This window comes from Microlunatus sp. Gsoil 973 (assembly GCF_009707365.1).
In the GTDB taxonomy this organism is placed as follows: domain Bacteria; phylum Actinomycetota; class Actinomycetes; order Propionibacteriales; family Propionibacteriaceae; genus Microlunatus.
In genome coordinates, this window is record NZ_CP046122.1 from 1567544 (window position 1) to 1587125 (window position 19582).

Below are 19582 nucleotides of genomic sequence, written 5' to 3' on the forward strand. Positions count from 1 at the left end.
ACACAGCCACCGCTGCACCACCGTTCGTCCGGCAGGGGGTGCTCGGCACAGCGCCGATCTGAGAGTACGGTCAAAAAGATGGCTACCACACACCAGGAGACTGAGCCCGAAGAGCATCACCGAACGTTCTTCGGCCACCCGTGGGGGTTGGCCAACCTGTTCGGGCTGGAGATCTGGGAACGCTTCTCGTTCTACGGAATGCAGGCGATCCTGACTTACTACCTGTACTTCAGCGTGCGTGAGGGCGGCCTCGGACTGCCGCAGGCCAGCGCGACCAGCCTGGTCGGGGCGTACGGCGGTCTGGTCTACCTGGCGACGGTGCTCGGCGCCTGGGTCGCCGACCGCTTGCTGGGTTCGGAACGGACCCTGTTCTACAGCGGTGTGCTGATCATGATCGGGCACATCTGTCTCGCCCTGGTGCCGGGACTAGGCGGTGTCGCACTCGGTCTGGCCTGCGTCGGCCTCGGCAGCGGGGCTTTGAAGGCGAACACGACGGCACTGCTGGGCGCGCTCTACCGCCCGAACGATCCGCGGCGCGACGCCGGCTTCTCGATCTTCTACATGGGGATCAACATCGGCGCACTCGTCGGACCACTGTTGACCGGTGCCCTGCAGAACTGGAAGGGCTTCCATTACGGCTTCGGGCTGGCTGCCGTCGGCATGGCGATCGGGCTCGTGCAGTACACACTGGGGCGCCGGAATCTTGCGGCGGCCGCCGGGCGTGAGGTGCCGAATCCGTTGCCGCGTTCCCATGCCGGCCGGACGATCATCGTCGCTGTGATCGGCCTGGCGGTGATCGTCGGCGCCTTCCTGTCCGGGCTGGTCAAGCTGAGCAACCTGGCAACCGTCGTAACCGGGGTGATCGTGCTCGCCGCCATCGTGCTGTTCGCGGCGATCGTGCGCAGCTCCAAGACCACCGAAGTCGAACGCGGACGGGTCTTCGCCTTCATCCCGCTGTTCGTGGCGAGCTTCGCCTTCTTCGCCCTCTTCCAGCAGATCTTCACGGTGATCGCGATCTACGCCGAGGAACGGGTTGATCTGACGATCGGCGGCTTCTCCATCCCACCTGCCTGGGCACAGTCGGTCGATCCGATCGGCATCCTGATCTTTGCGCCGATCATGGCCGCGCTGTGGACAAAGCTCGGCTCTCGCCAACCGTCGACACCGACCAAGTTCGCACTCGGGCTGGCCGGGATGGGCCTGTGCTTCCTGCTCTTCCTTCCGATGGCCGGCGGTCACGGCAAAACCAGTCCGGCGCTGGCCGTTGGCGGGATCCTGTTGCTGTTCAGTGTCGCCGAACTGCTTCTCTCTCCGATCGGGCTGTCGGTCTCCACCAAGCTGGCGCCGGGCGCCTTCCGCACCCAGATGGTTGCCCTGAACTTCCTCTCGGTTTCGGCAGGAACAGCCGCTGCAGGCGCGCTGGCCGGCCTGTACTCCCCCGCCGTCGAGGCGCGGTACTTCGGCATCACCGGCGGCGTGGCGGTGGTCATCGCCGGGCTGCTGGCCCTGCTCAGGCCCTGGATCCGGCGAATGATGGCCGGCGTCGACTGAGACCGGCCCGGCCGGGTACCGGCTTCGACATGAGTTCGCCCGCAGCGCCTCCTGACGCATCGGCGCCGCTGTACCACGAACCGTTCTCTACCGACGGCTGGATCCACGATCGCCAGCTCGACGGCGAGTTCAGGAGACTCGATGTTGCGTAGCCAGAGCGCTGCTCGTCACCGTTCTGGTCCTCACCGGCAGGACGTTCGGGCGATCGGCGGTGTACTTGTCTCCCGGCCCGACAAGATCATGTATCCCGATCAAGGAATCACCAAGGCCGAGGTCGCGGTCTACTACCACGACGTGGCCGACGTCATGCTGCCGCATCTGACCGATCGGCCGATCACCATGCAGCGATGGCCGAACGGCGTTGACGGGCAGAGCTTCTATGAGAAAAGGGTGCCGAACCACTTCCCGGACTGGAGCGCGACCGCCACCGTAGGCACCTCCGACGGCCCCCAGCGTCAGCTGATGGTCCAGGACATCCGGACACTGACCTACCTTGCCGACCAGGCCTGCCTGACCCCGCACACCTGGCTGAGCCGCGTCGACGATCTTGACCGTCCTGACCAACTGATCATCGATCTTGATCCAAGCTCTGACGATCTTGCCGCCGTCCGTCACGCGACGATGATCGTCGGCGAGGCTCTCGATGATCTCGGGCTGGTCCCGTTCCTGAAGACGACCGGTTCCCGCGGATACCACGTCCTGACGCCGATCAAGCCCGCCTTGGGCTTCGCCGACGTACGGAAGTTCGCCCGGTCATTGGCCGACACCCTCGCCGGCCGACATCCGGACCTGCTGACGACCGAACAGCGCAAGGACCGTCGGGACGACCGGGTCTTCGTCGACGTCTTGCGCAACGGGTACGGGCAGACGGCCGCGCCCCCTTATGCACTGCGAGGTAGACCGGGCGCACCGGTCGCCACACCGTTGGATTGGGAGGAACTGCCACGGACCGCACCCGACCGATTCGACATCAGTTCAGTGCGGCGACGACTCCAGCAACGCGACTGTCCGTGGCGCAACCTCCGCCGCCATGCCCGGACACTCGGCCGGGTGATCGACAGGCTCGACCGTCGTTGATCATCTAGGGTTCAAGTATGGCGACGACTCCCCGTTATGACAGCCAGGCCGACTGGTATCTGGACTACACCCGGAACTGGGGCGCGATACTGAGTGATCATCTTCCGCAATCGCTGACCGGCCGTCGGGTCCTGGACCTGTGCTGCGGCTACGGGACATTGAGCCGCACCCTTGCCGAACGCGGCGCCGATGTCGTCGGGGTGGATCTCTCGATCCGGCTGATCGAGAGGGCACGCCAACTACAGGAGTCCGCACCGGCGGTGATCAGTTATCTGGTCGGCGACGCCGCGACCACGGACTGGTGGGACGGTCGACCATTCGATCTCGTGATCAGCAACATGGCCCTGATGGACGTCGATGATCTTGACGGTGTGCTGACCTCTGTGCGCCGGGTCCTGGCTCCGTCAGGACGGTTCACCTTTGTCCTCTTCCATCCCTGCTTCCCGGGCGACGGCCGCGCCCGGCCCAGCTGGCCGGACGGCGGCTACTCCCAGGAGGGCTGGTGGACAACCGGCGAGGAGGGCGTACGCGGCCATGTCGGCGCACATCACCGGATGCTGTCGACCTATCTCAACGCTGTGACCGGCGCCGGTCTCACGATCGACAGGGTCACCGAGCCACCGGCACCCGTCCCGACCCTGCTGATCGCCGATTGTCGACCGGATCGGTCCGAACCGGTCGGCTAGGCGCTGGGTGATTCCGGCGCCTCACCGTTGTGGCCGGCTCGACTGGTTGCCTGCTTCGCCTTGTCGATGGTCTGGTTGGCGATGTTCTGCACCGAATGCGGCAGGTTGCCGGTGCGCTGCTTGGCCTTGTCCGCGAGATCGGCGGTCTTCGCCTGGACCTCAGGCCGACCGAGGAACCGGCTGCCGGCGTCCTTCAACTGGGCAAGCTTCTCCCGGCCAGACTCGGTGTTGAGGGCGTAGCCGATCGCCGCGCCGGCGGCGAGGATCCCGACTGTCCTGATCTTCATGGCTGCTCCTGTCTGTGGGGCGCCAACGCGCCGTGACACAGCACGCTGCGTTCTGTCCTCGACAATACCCACGAATGCCGCCCACCAGACAAGCCCGACCGACCAGCCCGTCAACCGGCCGGTGCCGATTACGCTGTCCGGTCGCGCGGATCCGACACACTGGACCCATGACCGATCCAGAGGCGACGGACGACGGCCGCCACGAGACGACCCTGGAACGCTATGACCGCAACTGGCATGACATCCAGCAGGAACTCCGGATCACCCAGACCGGGACCCAACTGTTGGCCGGCTTCCTGTTGACGCTGCCGTTCCAGAGCCGGTTCACCACCCTGACCGACGATCAGATCGCGGCCTACCTGACGCTGGTGGTGCTTGCCGCGGCCGTCTCGATCCTCGCCCTGGCGCCCGTCAGCGCCCACCGGATGCTGTTTCGCAAGCACCGGATCGGCGATCTCGTCACGGTGTCCAACCGGATCCTGATGATCTGCCTGATCGCCTCGTCGATCCTGTTCTCCGGCACCGTCCTGCTGATCTTCGACGTCGTGCTGGGGCGCTCGTTCGGGCTGGCTTCCGGCACCGTCCTGTTCGTCGCCACCGGCGCCCTGTGGGTCGGCGTTCCGCTTCGCCTGAGATCGCAGTCCAGGACCAGCCCGCGGGGCTGACAACCCGGGCGACCCTGACCGGTCGCGGCATGCTGGCAGAATGCCGACGGTGACCGCCTCCTCCCCGCCCGAGCAGCGGTCCCAGTCGTTGATCCCGTCATCCATCCCGTCGCCTACGCGGTCCCCCGCAGGCTCCGGAACCGTTCCAGGTTGTGGTGATGGACGACTATCAACAGGTCATCGCCGGGTACGCCGACTGGGAGTCGCTAGGACCGGCGGCGCAGGTGACCTTCTTGCAAGATCATCTGGAGGGCGAGGAATTGATCACCGGGCTTGCCGACGCCCAGGTCGTTGTCGCCGTCCGGGAACGGACGGCGCTCCCCGACGCCGTGTTGCAGCAGCTGCCGCAGCTCCGGCTGATTGTCACCGCCGGAATGTGGAACGCCGCGATCGACGTCGACGCCGCACGCGGTCTCGGCATCGAGGTCTGTGGCACGGGCGGCGTCCCGCACTCCGCGGCCGAGCTCACCTGGGCGTTGATCCTGGCCTGTGCCCGCCAGCTTCCCGCCGAGGATGCCCTGATCCGGGCCGGCGGATGGCAGGCGACCGTCGGAATGGATCTCGAAGGACACACTCTCGGGGTCATCGGCCTTGGCCGGCTGGGCAGCCGGGTCGCGACCGTGGGGATGGCGTTCGGCATGCGCGTCGTCGCGTGGTCGACTCATCTTGATCACGATCACGCCGGGTCACTCGGCGTCAGGCCGGTGACCAAGGAGGAACTGCTGCGCGGCTCCGACATCGTCTCGCTGCATCTGAAGCTGTCGGAGCGCTCACGGAACACCCTCACCGCGTCCGACCTGTGCTTGATGAAGCCGACCGCGTACCTGATCAACACCTCACGCGGCCCGTTGGTGGACGAGTCCGCCCTGCTCCGGGCGCTGCGGGAAGGATGGATTGCCGGAGCCGGCCTCGATGTGTACGACGTCGAGCCGCTTCCCCGTGATCATCCGCTGCGGACGGTCCGGAACGCCGTCCTCTCGCCCCACCTCGGGTATGTCACCGCCGACACCTATCGGCGGTTCTTCGCCGACGCGGTCGACGACATCATGGCCTGGCGGTCGGGATCACCGGTTCGGCGGCTGTGACGGGCCGGGCAGGCTGCCCGGAGGACCCGGCCTCGGCGCGGGACCGTGGACCTGGGTTTGCGGCGGGTACGGCGGCGGGATGAACACCTGTCTGGCCTGCCCCATCAGCCAGGTCAAGCCCTGCTGTCGGAAGGCGAAACGCTGCGGCGTCACCGTCCGGCTGCTTGCGCTGGCGTGCAGCAGGGCCAGTTCCGTCGCTGCCAACTGGTAGTCCGACATCGCCCGGGCAGCCTGGGCACCGAGCCGACCACGGACCGCTCGGCGCGCCTCGCGCCGGGTTCGCAGGCTGCTCAGCATGGCGATGTCGACCGGGGTGACGATCCCGGTCGGAATGTACTGCGGCAGGAAGTGCTGGATCGTTCCGATCAACCGGCGCCGATCGATCACCATCAGCACGATGAGGATGGCGATCCAGGTCAGGATGAACACCAGGCTGATGCCGAGCCCGATCAGCCCGAACTGGCTTCCGAGATTCCACGACATGTGCAGGAAGACCGCGACGCACCAGCCGCCGACCACGGCCAGCACACCCTTGACGCCACGCCGGCCGGTCGCCGCGTACGCTATCCCGACCCCGGTCGCGGCAGTGAACGCCGGGTGCCCGATCGGCCCGAAGATCGTCCGCACCACCCAGGTGACCACCGCCGCCTCACCCGACTTCCCCAGCGCCTGGGCGAAGTAGTTGATGTCCTCGATCACCGCGAAGCCCATGGCCACCATGCCGGCGTACAGGACGCAGTCGGTGACGCCGTTGATCTCATCACGCCGCCGCCAGAGCAGGATCAACAGCACCGAGCCCTTGAGCGACTCCTCGACGATCGGCGCCAGGAACGAGCTGCCGAGGACCAGACCGCTCCTCACGCCGATTTCCGAACTCAACAAGGCGATGCCGAGCGTGTTGACCACCAGCGCGATCAACGCCGCGACCCCACAACCCCAGAGGAACGCGAACAGCAGCTTCAGCGGCGGTTCCGGTTCGAACCGATCCAGCCACAACAAGCCCGCGACCACCATTGCGCCGACCGGGAGTGCCATGAACGTCGACACGATGGTGTTGGTAGCACCGTCCAGGACAAAGTAACTGATCATCACCAACAGCGCCCCGCCGCCGGCCAGGACCAACCCGATGATCAGCGGCACGGCCGGGCGGGACCGGGATCTGCCCTCGATGATGGCCTTCGGAGTAAGCGCTGCCACGAAGCTGCTCCCTTAACGGTTCGGGCCGGTCACCCGGTGTGCGGCCCAGTATCCCGGTCGGAGCTGTGCGGACTCCAGGTGCTTCTCATACCTGGTAGCGGCTTCGCTAGACTCCAGCATCGGTTGAAACCATTCAACCCGACCGACCAGCGTCACCAGCACAGTTCGACCAGCCTGATACAGGAGTCCTGATGCCAACCGGTGCCACCCTCGACTCGCTCCGCGCCGGATGGCACAACCCGCCCCCGGACAGCCGTCCGATGATGCGGTGGTGGTGGTTCGGGCCGAACGTCGACCGGGATGAGCTCGACCGGGAGCTCGGGGCGATGGCGGCTGCGGGCATCGGCGGCGTCGAGGTGTCCTACGTGTATCCCCTCGGATCCGAAAGCCCGGAACTGCTTTCGGCGACCTTCTGTGGGCAACTGCGGTTTGCCGCCGAGCGGGCCCGGCAGCTCGGCCTCCGGTTCGATCTCACCCTCGGCAGCGGCTGGTCCTTCGGCGGACCGCACATCACCACCGACCTCGCCGCCAAGAAGCTGCACTGGGACCGCCGGGAGATCTCCGCCCCGGCCGTCGACATCCCGATCACGACCGGCTGGCCCGGTGATCAATTCGTCGCCGCGTTCCTCGCACCGGGCAGCGTCGGTGAACGTGCCGACTTCGTGCCGGTGGAGCTGGATGCCGGCGTGCTGAGGATTCCGGCCGGCAGCGGACCCCGCCAGTTGATCACAGCCGGCGTCAGGCCGACCGGCCAGGTGGTCAAGCGCGCCGCAGCCGGAGCAGACGGGCCGGTTCTTGATCACTATTCGGCCGCTGCGGCGCGCGCTCACATCGAACACCTCGCCGAACCACTGTTGCGGGCGGTCCCGGCGGAGCTGATCGGCTCGGTGTTCTGCGACAGTCTCGAGGTGTACGGCGCCAACTGGACACCGGCGATCGTCGACGAGTTCGCACATCGCCGCGGCTATCCGCTGCTCCCCCGGCTGTACCAGTTGATCATCGACACCTACGGCTGCGAGCAGCTGCGGATCGACTACTACCGCACGCTGACCGAGCTGTACGAGGAGAACTTCGTTTCGATCTTCCAGGACTGGGCCGCCGGCCACGGTGTGCCGTTCCGGATCCAGGGCTACGGGACGCCGCCGGCATCGATCAGCAGCTACCGGTTCGCCGATCTCTACGAGGGTGAGGGATTCGGCTGGAAAGAACTCACCCAGACCCGATGGGCCAGCTCGGCCGCCCATCACTACGGGCTGCCGGTGGTGTCATCCGAGACCTGGACCTGGGTCCATTCGCCGTCCTTCCGGGCGACTCCACTGGATCTCAAGGGCGAGGCGCATGAACACCTGCTGGCCGGGATCAACCAGATCATCGGCCACGGCTGGCCGTACTCGCCCGAAGTGACCGAGGGACTGGGCTGGTACTTCTACGCGGCCGGCGCGCTCGATGATCGCAACCCATGGTGGCCCGCGATGCCGGCACTGATGGCGTACCTGCAGCGATTGTGTTGGCTGATGCGCCAGGGCGAGCCCGCAGCCGACGTGCTGATCTATGTGCCCTGCGACGACATCTATCCGCGGCTCGGACACGAGGTCGGCGGCTCTCTCGACCTGTGGAAGGAAGCCAGGACACACATCGACCCGGCCATCCCGGCCACCGTTCGGGACAACGGCTGGAACTTCGATCTTGTCGATGACGCCGCCCTGTCGGCTGTCAAGCCCGCTGCGGTCCCGGTGATCATCCTGCCCTCTGCCCGACGGATCCCGGAACCGACGCAGGCTTGGTTGGCCGACCATCGGACGGCCGGCGGTGCAGTGATCACCGTCGATCACGACGTAACGACACTTCGCGACGACATCGCCGCCGCCGTCGCACCCGAGTTGCAGATCTTTCCGGCGACAGGTGACATCGGATCAGTCCGCCGCCGGATAGACGACGCCGACGTACACCTGGTGATCAACACCGGTCCGCACCCGCGCCGGATCCATGCCGATCCGCGTCAAGCGCGGACCGGTTACGAGGTGTGGCACGCCGATACGGGCACGATCACCTCGGCGGGTGAACTTCGCGGACCGATCGCGGTCGACCTTGCTCCCTACCAGGCGGCTGTCATTGTCCTGCACGACAGCGCTGTTGCGCACCCCGAGGCCGGGACGCCGACGCTGACGCCGGCGGGGCCTGCGCTCGAACTCCGCGACTGGTCGGTGCGGTTCGGACCCGAATCTTTCGAAGAGGCCGCCGGCCGGGTCACCCTTCCGCACCGCTGGGAGGACGATCCGGCGCGGGCCAACTTCTCGGGCACGATCAACTACCTGACCACGGTCGAGCTCGACCAGAGCTTCACCGCCGCCGGCCGCATGATGATCGACTTCGGCGAATCGACGCCGGTCGATGCCGGATCGTCCGAACGAGACGGTGTCCGAGGCAACTCCTATCGGGTGCAGGTCACCACGCCGGTCCGCGAGGTGGTCCAGGTGATCGTGAACGGAACGCAGGCCGGAGTGTTGTGGGCGCCGCCGTACGCTCTCGACCTCACCGACCTGCTGCATCCGGGCGGCAACACGATCGAACTCGTGGTCAGCAACACCGCCGCCAACGCCCTTGCCGCCGACGCAGCCATCGACCGGCTCGTCCAGCAGAGCCGGGACAGCTATGGTCACCGATTCGTGATGCAGGATCTCGATCGGGCGATGGACTCGGTGAGCTCCGGCCTGCTCGGCGTTCCGGTGCTGCGCCGGGCCTGACCGGTCAGGGCATGACGAGCGTGCCCACGTCCTCACCCTTGCAGATCGCAGCCATGGCGCCGGTGGCGTCGACGTCGAAGACGTGCATCGTCAGTTGATGATCATTGGCCAGGACGAATGCCGAGGTGTCCATGATCTTGATGCCCAACGTCAGCGCCTCCCGGTAGGTCAGCGTGCCGAAGCGGTGGGCATCGGCGTGTCGATTGGGATCCTTGTCGTAGACGGCGTCGACGCCACGCTTGGCGACGAGCAGGGCATCAGCGTCCAGTTCGAGGGCCCGCTGAACGGCCGGATAGTCGGTGGTGACGTACGGTTGACCGATCCCGCCGGCGAGGATGACAATGCGGCCGGCCCTCAGGTGCGCATCGGCGCGCAGCCGGATGAAAGGCTCGGCGACGCTCTGCACGGGGATAGCCGTCATCACCCGGACGTCGGCGTCGGTCATCGCCGTCAGCGAGCCGCGCAGCATCAGGCCGTTCATGATCGTTCCGAGGATGCCGATGTTGTCGGCCTCGGCACGGCCGATCCCCCACTCCTCGGCCTCCCGTCCGCGAAAGTAGTTCCCGCCGCCGACGACGACCGCAACCTCCATGCCCAGCTGGTGGACGGCGAGCACCTCGGTGGCGAGATGCCGCAGCGCCGACGGATCAACACCCCATCCGGACGGGCCGGAGATCGCTTCGCCGCTGAGCTTGAGCACCAACCGGCTGTACCGGTATCCCACAGCGTCACCTCCTGCGCCGCAGATAGGAGTTGTGCATCCTGCACCGCACGGCCTACCGTAATGGGTATGGCGATCCAGCAACTCACGACGACGCCGGTTACCTCCGGCGCCGCACTGTGCTGAGCTGATCAGCCCTCACGCATTCGAGCCCCGGAGTCCGACTCCGGGGTTCTGTCGTTCCTGATCGTCACAGCCCCGGGCAGGACTCCCTGATCAGGAGATATCGATGAACGGAAACGTGATCAACAAACCCGGTGAAACCAGGGCGCGGAAGTCGATCGACAACCAGCCCCGGCGACCAGGCCGTGATCACCGGGAACTGGGCCGGGACATGCACCTCTTCGCCGGCAATCCCATCGTCGGCGCCGGCCTGCCGCTGTGGCTTCCAGCCGGCGCGGTGATCCGTCGGGAACTGGAGCAGTACGCCCACGAGATGGCGGTCCGTACCGGTTGTCAGGGGGTCTACTCCCCGGTATTGGCCAAACGAGAACTCTTCGAACGCTCCGGTCACTGGGCGAAGTTCAGCGACGACATGTTCCCGGTGATGGAACTGGGCAGCAATGCCGGTGATGATCAGCTGGTGCTCCGGCCGGCCAATTGCCCGCACCACGCGATGATCTACGCCGCCGGCCAGCACAGTTACCGTGAGCTGCCGATCCGCTACAACGAATTGGCGCCGATGTTCCGTGCCGAGCGTTCGGGAGTGCTGTCCGGGCTCAGTCGGGTGCGGCAGATCAGTCTCGACGACACCCACGTGTTCTGCCGCCCTGACCAGTTGGCCACCGAGGTGGCGCTGGCCATGGACGGCGTGTTGGAGTCGTATGACGTGCTCGGTATCGGGATCCACCGGCTGCGGTTGTCCCGACGCGGACCCGGCGACGGGTATTTGGGGCCGATCGACCAGTGGAGACACGCTGAAGATCAACTCCGCGACGTGCTGGACGCCATCCGAAGCTCCCGCCCCGATCTCGAGGTTCTCGAGGCGCCGGGCGAGGCCGCCTTCTACGGGCCGAAGATCGACGTGCAGGTCGTCGATGCCCGCGGCCAGGAGGAGACCCTGTCCACCGTTCAATTGGATTTCAACCAGCCGGAACGGTTCGAGCTCGACTACGTCGCGGACGACGGTTCCCGGCAGCGGGTGATCATGATCCATCGTGGGCTGCTCAGCTCCATGGAGCGGATGGTGGCGTTTCTGCTGGAGATCACCGATGGCTGGCTCCCGCTGTGGTTGGCTCCCGTTCAGCTCAGCCTGCTGCCCGTGGCCGCGGCCCACCATGATCACGCGTACGGCCTGGCCGATCGTCTCCGCCGGTCAGGGATCCGGGTGCAGGTGGCCGCCGACGGCACCCTGGGCAGCCGGATCCGCGACGCGCGCCGGGAACGCACCACAGTGATCGGCGTCATCGGCGATGCGGAGATGGCGTCGGATTCGCTCGCGGTGCAGGAACTGCCGACCGGCCCCCGCCAGCAGCTTGCGACCGGGGAGTTGGTCAGCCGGCTGTCCGCTGCTGTCGCCGAACGGGCCCGCGGGCCGTACCTTGCGGACTGACCCGCCGGGTCAGGGCTTGATCCCGACCGGATAGACCCTGAGCTGGGCCACCTTGCCCTGACAGGCCGAGGTCTTGAAGGGCACGTAGGCCGCGGTGTAGGAGTCCGGTGGGTAGACGCGGAACCCGTCCGACGTCGTTGGCTGGCATTGCTTCGGGTCGAAGTTGCCGGCGTCGGCGATCTGCAGCAGTTCGGACTTCGTGCTGCCGGACGCCAGCCGTACCGTTGCGGGCGCCCTCGAGCGATCCCGAACGGCCGGTTTGCCGAGTTGGGTACCGTCCTGGTGCCCGACGAAGGAGACGCCGGCGTAGCCGTAGATGGTGCATGCCTGCGACGACTTGTTGGTGAAGGTGAGCAGGACGTACTGGCTGCCCGCGGCGCCGCCGCCGACCGGAACGCGAACTCCGATGTTCAGGTCGCCGAGGCCACACTTGGTCACGGCGTTCGCCCCGCCGGAGTCTCCGCGCTCCGACGGACCGCCTCCGGAATTGCCGGAGCCGGTGTTGTCGTCAGAGCCCGCGCCCTTGCTCTTTCCGGAGCCACTGTCCTTGGTGGACTTGCCGGACGGTGCGGTCTTCTTCGCCGACGGGCTCGAGGCGGGCGAGTCGGGCTTACTGGGGGTCGCCGAGGTCGGGGACGCGGGAGACACCGCGACCGTACTCGCCGGCGCGGCCGGTCCGCCGACCTCGACGCCGTTGCCACAGCCGACCAGCCAGGAAGCCGCCGCAGCGCTCACCGCGAGTGCTGCCATCCGGGTACCGGTCGACCTGATCATGCTCTGCACGGTACGGGGCACCGCTCGCGGTGGTGTCTCACCAGTGTCACAGCTTCCTCTCGATCCCCGGTACCTCATCTGTATCAGGTCGTCTTCGTCGTCCCGCGGCCATCCGATGTCCCGCGTGTCGTCGCGGTCAGTCCCAGATCACCGCGTTCTCGGCTGAGGCGGAGCCGGACGACGGTTGGCGCCCCGGTGGTGCGCCGGGCAGGTCGATGACGACCTGGGCGCCCCCTCCCGGGGCGTTGCCGAACTGCAGGTTGCCGCCCAGCACGGCGGTCTGGCCCGCAGCGATGATCAGGCCGAGGCCGTGCCCGCCGCCGCGATTGGCCGATGAACGCTGGAATCGCTGCGGCCCTTTGGCCAGGAATTCGTCGGTGAAACCCGGGCCTGCGTCGGTGACCACCACGCGGCTGCCGCCGGCCTCGACCGTCACCGGCGGCCTCCCGTGTTGCAGCGCGTTGCGGATCAGATTCGACAGCACCCGTTCCAGGCGCCGCGGATCGGTCAGCACCGGTTCGCCCTGGTCGTGGGTGGACACCGCGACCGCGTCCTGCGGATACTCGCCCTTGGCGATCCCCCGCTGTACGGCGCGGGTCACGATCGCCGGGATCATCGCGTACTCCAGTTGCGCGGTCTCCACCCGGCTGTCCAACCGGGCGACCTCGAGCAACTCCTCGACCAGGGTGGTCAGCGCATCCACCCGGTCGCGCACCATCTGCGACGGCCGGGAATCGTCCAACAGGGAGGCGGCGGCGTTCAGACCGGTCAGCGGGGTCCGCAGGTCGTGAGCCACATCGGCGGTGAACCGCTGCTCCGACTGCAGCCGTTCGGCCAGCCGTGCCGCCATGGCGTCGACCGCATCGGCGAGGTCGCCCACCTCGTCGCGGCCCTGGCCGACCGCCTCGCGGAGCGTGCTGCCGTCGGCCGCGCCCGGTGACGTAGCGGGCCAGGCTCCCGGCGTCGATGCTGCGGTCGCCAATGCGCGGGCGGCGCGGGCGGCCAGTCGCAACCGGCGCGACAATCGGTTCGCCGACAGGGCGCCGACGGCACTGGCCACCACGGCTGTCGCGATGCCGGCGATCAGCAGGGCCCGGTCCACCGCCCGTACCGACGCGTCGACGGTCGGGAACCGGCTGTGAATACTCAGGATGTGGCCGGCCACCCGGCCGGCAGCCCAGACGTCACGGATGCTACGCCCGCTCAGGTAGGTGCCGTGAGTGCCGGACCGGGTAAGCTGCCTGCGCAGTTCGCTCGGAACGCTCGGATCGTCGAGCCGGGCGTCGAAGGTCAACACGCCCTGGTCCTGATAGATCGACATCGCCACCTGGACGAGGTTGTCCGCGGCAGCTCGTTGCTGGTTGATCCTGTTCTGCACCACCAGCAGGTGCACCGCGAGGGCCAGGATGACGACCGCCGCGATCACGATGCAGGCGATTGTCGCGGCGATCCGGACCCGCAGCCCGGGTTCGGGCCGCCGATCGTACGGGCCGACTGTCGATGCGTCGACCATCAGCGACGCAGCTTGTAGCCGAATCCCCGAACTGTCTCGATCCGGTCGTTGCCGATCTTGGCGCGCAACCGCTGGATGTGGACGTTCACCAGATGATCATCTTCCTCCCACTCCGGGTAGTCCCAGACACGTTGCAGCAGCGCAGCCCGGGACAGCACGACGCCCGGTTCGTCGGCCAACTCCAGCAGGAGCCGCATCTCGGTCGGAGTGAGATTGATCAACTTCCCGTCCCGGCGCAGTTCCAGTGCCCGGCGGTCCAGGTCAAGGTCGCCGATGGTCAGGTGATCACCGGCGTCCCCGTGCGGACCGGATGCCGGGACCTCGACGGGCTGCGGTGACCGCCGGGCCACGCTGCGCAACCTGGCCAGCAGCACCTGGACGTCGAACGGCTTGGTGACGTAGTCGTCGGCGCCGGCTTCCAGGCCGGACACGATGTCGATCGACTCCGTACGCGCGGAGATCAGCACGACCGGGGTGTTGCCCGCCTCCCGGATCCGGCGGCACAGGCTGATGCCGTCCAGCCCCGGCAGCATCACGTCGCACAGCACGATCTGGAACGGATCGTCGGCCGATCGCTCGCTGAAGGCGCGCCAGGCGTCCAGGCCGTCCTGGACCCAGGTCACCCGGTAGTCGTAGCGCTCGAGGTTCAGTTGGGTCGCCTCGCCGATGACCCCGTCGTCCTCGACCAGCAGCAACGTCCCTGCCGTCGTCATGTGTTCGCCTTCCCCCTTTCGCCGTACTGGATCACCGTTGCACACTCCCAGCGCCGGATGCCGCAGCACACGGCGTTGCCCATCGGAGCACGAGCGTCTTCTCAGCCTGTCGGTCGACCAGTTCGACCCGCTCAACCGATGGACCAGTCAACCGATCCGACCCAGTCACCGATGCGACCCAGTCAACCGATTCGACCCAGTCAACCGATTCGACCCAGTCAACCGATCCGACCCAGTCAACCAATCCTGCGGGCCAGAATGATGTTGTCCAGCACTGTTCCGGCCTGTCCGTCGGGGCCGGTCGCCTGCCGTTCGACGCTGTCACAGCGTTCCACCGCCCACTCCTCGGGGGAGAGTGCGAGACTGTCGAACGTTTCGGCGAGCGGCGGCAGGTCAGGCATCTCGTGCCTGTCCTCGTCCTCGCTTGCATCGCCCTGTTGGTTCTGGTGGTGATGACGCGCCCAGGGCGGCGGTTCCCCGTGGTCGACGATCAACAACCGTCCGCCGTCGGCGACGGCCGCGGCGGCGTTTCGCAACACGGTCGCCCGGGGGAACTCCACCGGAGAGTGCAAGTACTGGGCCGACACCAGATCGAAGCGGCCGGCGGGGAAATCCATGGCGAGGTCGTACCGTTCGAACGTGATCCGGTCGCCGACGCCGGCCCGGTCTGCGGCATCCCGGCCTCGGGACAGCGCCGTTTCGGAGATGTCGACCGCGGTCACCCGCCAGCCCTTGTCGGCCAGCCAGATGGCATCGGCACCCTCACCCGCACCCAGATCCAGCACGCTGCCAGGCTCGAGTTCGGCAGCGACCTCGGCGAGCACCTGGTTGACCCGCCCGCTCCAGATGCGGTCCTTCTCGGCATAGCGCCCCTCCCAGAACCGAGTCGCATCCTCGGTCGCCGCATCGTGCTCGGTCATCATCTGCTCCCTTCCGCCAGAACCGTCGCGTCCCATTCTGTCCGCTGCACGACGACGCTTCCCTCGCCCCTCGTTCGCCGCCCCGTCATTCACCCCTCCTCCGCAAGGTCAGCCACCCGGTCATCCGCCACGTCATCCACCCGGTCGTCCGCAAGGTCAAAGTTTGAGCGAGGGGTCGCCCGACCCGGCGTGTCGCAGCCACTGGATCAAACTTTGACCTTCGCAAATGCGACGGGACGTATCGGCTCCGTACGGGAGCCGCGGCCGTCGTGGACCGCCTCCCCGTCCCGTACGCAAGGTCAAAGTTTGAGCGAGCGGTCGCCCGACCCGGCGTGTCGCAGCCACTGGATCAAACTTTGACCTTCGGAGGTCACGCCGGAGGCAAGCCGAGTGGGCAGGACCGGGGCAGATCAGCGGAAGTCTCGGGAGAGGTAGCGGCGCGGGATCACGGTGGCCGCCCGGGGAACCACCTCGACCAACCGCTCGAGCCGATCGGCCGAGAGATTCGTCACCCCGTCGGTGTGCTCGATGGTGCCACGAATGATCATCCCGTTGGTGTTGCGGGCGATCCGCCGGTAGCGCTTCCACAACACCTCGGTGCAGATGATGTTGAGCATCCCGGTCTCATCCTCGAGATTGAGGAACGTGACACCGCCGGCGGTGCTCGGCCGCTGCCGATGGGTGATCATCCCGGCCACCTTGACCCGGCGGCGGTCGTAGCTGTGACCGTTGCTGAAGAGTTCCCTGATCGGAACGACACCAAGATCGTCCAGTTCTCGGCGCAGATGCCCGATCGGGTGATCATCGGGCGAGATCCTGGTCGCCCAGAAGTCGGCGAGGGTGAGTTCGGGGATGCTCATCCCGGGCAACTCCGGTGGTTGCGCGTCGATCGCCGTACCTTCCAGTTGATCAGCGCTGTCGGAGTATCCGGCATTCCACAACGCCTGTCGCCGGGACAGGCCGAAGCTGTCGAAGGCGCCCGCGGTCGCCAGCGCCTCGGCCTGTTTGACGGTCAGTCCCGCTCGCCGGACAACATCGTTGATTCCCGTGTACGGCTTCCGCTCGCGTTCGGCGACGATCCGCTCGGCAATCTCTGTGCCCAACCCCTGCACCGCGGTGAATCCGAGTCGTACGGCGAGAGCACCATCGCGACGATGAGCCGGAGTCGGATCATCGACGTTCGGATCGTAGGTACCCACCGGCGGCTGATCATGGTCACAACAACTGTCCAATCCGGTCGGTTCCGCTGTCAGCCGCTTTCTCGCACCACCTGCTGCATCCCGCACCGTGTGTACGTGGTGCGGCGTGCAACTGCCGGTGCGGGAAGGGGGATCAGCGGCGGGATGAGCGGCGGGATGAGCGGCGGGATGAGCGGCGGGGTGAGCGGCGGCGAAGGGCTCGAGGCCGGTCTCCACCGCACTGGCCACGATGTCCGGTCGGCGAACCTCGACACCATGTCTGCGGGCATCGGCGACCAGCGACTGCGGCGAGTAGAAGCCCATCGGCTGGGCGCGCAGCAGACCGGTCAGATAGATCGCCGGATAGTGCAGCTTGAGCCAGGCGGTGGCGTACACGATCAACGCGAAGCTGATCGCGTGGCTCTCGGCGAAACCGAAGTTGGCGAAGGCCTCGATCCGCTCGTAGATGCTCTGGGCAAGATCACCGGTGACGCCGTTGGCGGCCATCCCGTCGAAGAGTTTCTGCCGCAGCCGCTCGATCTTCTCCACACCGCGTTTGGATCCCATCGCCCGGCGCAGCAGATCGGCATCGTCACCGGTGCAGTCGCCGACCGTCATCGCGATCTGCATCAACTGTTCCTGGAAGAGTGGTACGCCCAAGGTCCGGGACAGCACCGGTTCCAACATCGGATGTGGATAGCTGACCGGTTCCAGTCCGGTGGCCCGGCGGATGTACGGATGCACGGCGCCACCCTGGATCGGACCGGGCCTGATCAGCGCCACCTCGATCACCAGGTCATAGAACTTCCGCGGCTGCAACCTGGGCAGGGTGCCGACCTGCGCGCGGCTCTCCACCTGGAACAGCCCGATCGAATCGGCCTTGCAGAGCATGTCGTAGACGGCCTGCTCCTCCTTCGGGATGGTGGCGAACTCCCAGCGTTCACCGAGATGCTCGGCGGCGAGGTTGAAGGTGTGGTTGATCGCGTTCAGGATGCCCAGGCCGAGGAAGTCGAACTTGACCAGCCCCATCCAGGCGCAACTGTCCTTGTCCCACTGCAGGACGGTGCGGTTCTCCATCCGGGCATGCTCGATCGGCACCACTTCACCGACAGGTTGCTCGGTCAACACCATCCCCCCGGAATGGATGCCCAGGTGCCGCGGTGCGCCGATCAACTGGTTGGCCAAGGTGATCACACCGGTCGGTATCTCGTGATCATCATCGGTCGGCACCGATGCCCAGTGATCGATCTGTTTGGACCAGGCGTCCTGCTGTCCGGGCGAGTAGCCGAGCGCCTTGGCCATGTCCCGGACCGCGGACTTGGGTCGATAGCTGATCACGTCGGCGACCTGGGCGGCGTTCCGACGGCCGTATCGCCGGTAGACCTCTTGGATCACTTCCTCGCGGCGGTCGGAGTCGAAGTCGACGTCGATGTCCGGCTCCTCCTCGCGGGTGGTCGCCAGGAAGCGTTCGAACGGCAGATCATACTTGATCGGATCGACGGCGGTGATCTTGAGCGTGTAGCAAACCACCGAGTTGGCCGCCGATCCCCTGCCCTGGCAGAGAATTCCTCGTTCCCTGGCAAAACTGACCATGTCGTGCACGATCAGGAAGTAGCCCTCGAAACCCTTCTCCTCGATCACCGCCAATTCTTTGTCCAGCCGTTGTTGCGCCCGTTCGCGGATGTCCGGGTAGAGCTCGTCGGCACCGCGCCGGGACAGCTCGCGCAGCCAGGACGTCGGCGTGTGACCGTCCGGCACGTTCAGTTTGGGCAGCTTCGGTCTGGCGGCACGAAGATCGAAAGCAAGCTGCCGACCAAGATCAGCGGCACGTCGGACCGCACCGGGATAGCGCACGAACCGCTGCTGCATCTCAGCACCAGAACGCAGGTGGGCCGATGGCGGCGGCAACCAGGCGTCCATCTCGGCAAGACTGCGTCGCGCCCGGACCGCTGCGGTCGCGGTCGCCAGCCGATACCGGTCCGGTGCAGCATAGTGCGCGTTGCCACTGGCGATCGTCGGCAGATCGTGGTCTGCTGCCAGTACTGCCAGATGATCATTGATCAAGGAGTCGTTCGGCAGCCCGTTGTCGTTCAATTCGACAACCACATGATCGAGTCCGAAGAGTGCAGTCAGTCGGTCCAACTCGTTGGCCGCCGCTTCGTGATCGAAACGATCATGCTCAACACCGAGCGCCTGTCGTACGGCTCCCTTGCGGCATCCGGTCAGGATCACCCAATGACCTGCCGAGCCGGCCGCCAGTTCCTCCAGGTCGTAGACCGGTCTGCCCTTCTCACCGCCCCGCAGGTGCGCTTCGGTCATCGCTCCTGCGAGGCGGCGATATCCCTCGACGCCGTCGGCCAGGACCAGCAAGTGGCTGCCCACGGGATCGGGAACACCGGTCTGTGCGGCGGTCAGCTGCAGCGACAGTTCGGCACCGTAGACGGTGGCCAACCGGTATTCCCTGGCTGCCTCGGCGAACCGGGCCGCCCCGTAGAAACCGTCATGATCAGTCAGCGCCAGTGCGTCCAGTCCGAGTCGTACGGCTTCCTCGATCAGGTCCTCCGGGTCGCTGGCGCCGTCCAGGAAACTGAAGTTGGAGTGGGCATGCAGTTCAGCGTAGGGAACGGTGGGGCCGTCCGGAGGCCGGACATCGTCTCTGGCCTGGTACTCCTCGCGGTGGTGCCACCCGGGGCCGTTGTCACCGTGCGGGTTCTCCCATGGCTTGGGCGTCCGCCCGGACAGTTTGCGCTCCAGCTCCGACCAGGTGATCGGTGGATTGTTGTAGGCCATCAGGCCAACCCGGCCGGGACACGATCCGCGGATCCACCCGAAGGTGCGTCCGGCGAATTGGTAACACGTGGTACCAAATCCATCGAGGACTCCGGGATGATCCGTGGATTCGGCAATAGGTGGCACGAA

At 66.6% G+C, this 19582-nt stretch carries 15 protein-coding genes; 7 read left to right on the forward strand and 8 right to left on the reverse strand.

Annotated elements, in window-relative coordinates; all coding sequences use genetic code 11:
• The first annotated feature begins 78 nt into the window (after window positions 1-78).
• From GJV80_RS07470 to GJV80_RS07480, 3 genes are all read left to right on the forward strand, one after another.
• A complete protein-coding gene (locus tag GJV80_RS07470; protein WP_154687357.1) occupies window positions 79-1551 on the forward strand; it encodes a peptide MFS transporter in 1473 nt (490 codons plus the stop codon).
• Between the two features lie 141 nt (window positions 1552-1692).
• Window positions 1693-2628: a non-homologous end-joining DNA ligase gene (gene ligD / locus GJV80_RS07475; protein WP_154687358.1), complete on the forward strand. Its 936-nt coding sequence runs from the start codon at window positions 1693-1695 to the stop codon at window positions 2626-2628.
• A gap of 17 nt (window positions 2629-2645) precedes the next feature.
• Window positions 2646-3314: a class I SAM-dependent methyltransferase gene (locus GJV80_RS07480; protein ID WP_154687359.1), complete on the forward strand. Its 669-nt coding sequence runs from the start codon at window positions 2646-2648 to the stop codon at window positions 3312-3314.
• Here the strand turns inward: GJV80_RS07480 and GJV80_RS07485 are convergent.
• Complete coding sequence (locus tag GJV80_RS07485) at window positions 3311-3601, reverse strand: YtxH domain-containing protein (RefSeq protein WP_154687360.1); 291 nt, start codon at window positions 3599-3601, stop codon at window positions 3311-3313. The genes GJV80_RS07480 and GJV80_RS07485 overlap by 4 nt on opposite strands.
• 167 nt (window positions 3602-3768) lie before the next feature.
• Here GJV80_RS07485 and GJV80_RS07490 point away from each other — a divergent pair, with 167 nt between their 5' ends.
• Together GJV80_RS07490 and GJV80_RS07495 are read left to right on the forward strand one after the other, a co-directional pair.
• Window positions 3769-4266: a DUF6328 family protein gene (locus tag GJV80_RS07490; RefSeq protein WP_154687361.1), complete on the forward strand. Its 498-nt coding sequence runs from the start codon at window positions 3769-3771 to the stop codon at window positions 4264-4266.
• Between the two features lie 158 nt (window positions 4267-4424).
• Window positions 4425-5351: a D-2-hydroxyacid dehydrogenase family protein gene (locus tag GJV80_RS07495; RefSeq protein ID WP_154687362.1), complete on the forward strand. Its 927-nt coding sequence runs from the start codon at window positions 4425-4427 to the stop codon at window positions 5349-5351.
• Here GJV80_RS07495 and GJV80_RS07500 read toward each other — a convergent pair.
• Complete coding sequence (locus GJV80_RS07500) at window positions 5331-6548, reverse strand: PrsW family intramembrane metalloprotease (protein ID WP_154687363.1); 1218 nt, start codon at window positions 6546-6548, stop codon at window positions 5331-5333. The genes GJV80_RS07495 and GJV80_RS07500 overlap by 21 nt on opposite strands.
• Before the next feature lie 191 nt (window positions 6549-6739).
• On the opposite strand from GJV80_RS07500, the gene GJV80_RS07505 reads away from it, so the two are divergent.
• Window positions 6740-9292: a glycosyl hydrolase gene (locus GJV80_RS07505; RefSeq protein ID WP_154687364.1), complete on the forward strand. Its 2553-nt coding sequence runs from the start codon at window positions 6740-6742 to the stop codon at window positions 9290-9292.
• A 4-nt stretch (window positions 9293-9296) separates the two neighbouring features.
• Here the strand turns inward: GJV80_RS07505 and pyrH are convergent, their stop codons facing one another.
• A complete protein-coding gene (pyrH, locus tag GJV80_RS07510; protein WP_230208225.1) occupies window positions 9297-10016 on the reverse strand; it encodes a UMP kinase in 720 nt (239 codons plus the stop codon).
• A 226-nt stretch (window positions 10017-10242) separates the two neighbouring features.
• Here pyrH and thrS point away from each other — a divergent pair, with 226 nt between their 5' ends.
• Entirely contained in the window at window positions 10243-11565 is a 1323-nt protein-coding gene (gene thrS, locus GJV80_RS07515; protein WP_154687365.1) for a threonine--tRNA ligase, read from the forward strand.
• A gap of 9 nt (window positions 11566-11574) precedes the next feature.
• Here thrS and GJV80_RS07520 read toward each other — a convergent pair whose 3' ends face one another.
• The 5 genes from GJV80_RS07520 to GJV80_RS07540 form a co-directional block, all read right to left on the reverse strand.
• Window positions 11575-12339 carry a DUF4232 domain-containing protein gene (locus GJV80_RS07520; protein WP_154687366.1) on the reverse strand — a complete coding sequence of 255 codons (765 nt, stop codon included), beginning with the start codon at window positions 12337-12339 and terminating at the stop codon, window positions 11575-11577.
• 136 nt (window positions 12340-12475) lie between these two features.
• Window positions 12476-13852 carry a HAMP domain-containing sensor histidine kinase gene (locus GJV80_RS07525; protein WP_154687367.1) on the reverse strand — a complete coding sequence of 459 codons (1377 nt, stop codon included), beginning with the start codon at window positions 13850-13852 and terminating at the stop codon, window positions 12476-12478.
• Window positions 13852-14565 (reverse strand): response regulator transcription factor, encoded by a 714-nt coding sequence (locus GJV80_RS07530; RefSeq protein WP_154687368.1) that lies wholly within the window; start codon window positions 14563-14565, stop codon window positions 13852-13854. The genes GJV80_RS07525 and GJV80_RS07530 overlap by 1 nt, the downstream gene beginning before the upstream one ends.
• Before the next feature lie 236 nt (window positions 14566-14801).
• Window positions 14802-15485 (reverse strand): bifunctional 2-polyprenyl-6-hydroxyphenol methylase/3-demethylubiquinol 3-O-methyltransferase UbiG, encoded by a 684-nt coding sequence (locus tag GJV80_RS07535; RefSeq protein WP_154687369.1) that lies wholly within the window; start codon window positions 15483-15485, stop codon window positions 14802-14804.
• 410 nt (window positions 15486-15895) lie between these two features.
• Window positions 15896-19453 carry an error-prone DNA polymerase gene (locus tag GJV80_RS07540; protein ID WP_154687370.1) on the reverse strand — a complete coding sequence of 1186 codons (3558 nt, stop codon included), beginning with the start codon at window positions 19451-19453 and terminating at the stop codon, window positions 15896-15898.
• Window positions 19454-19582: the final 129 nt, after the last annotated feature.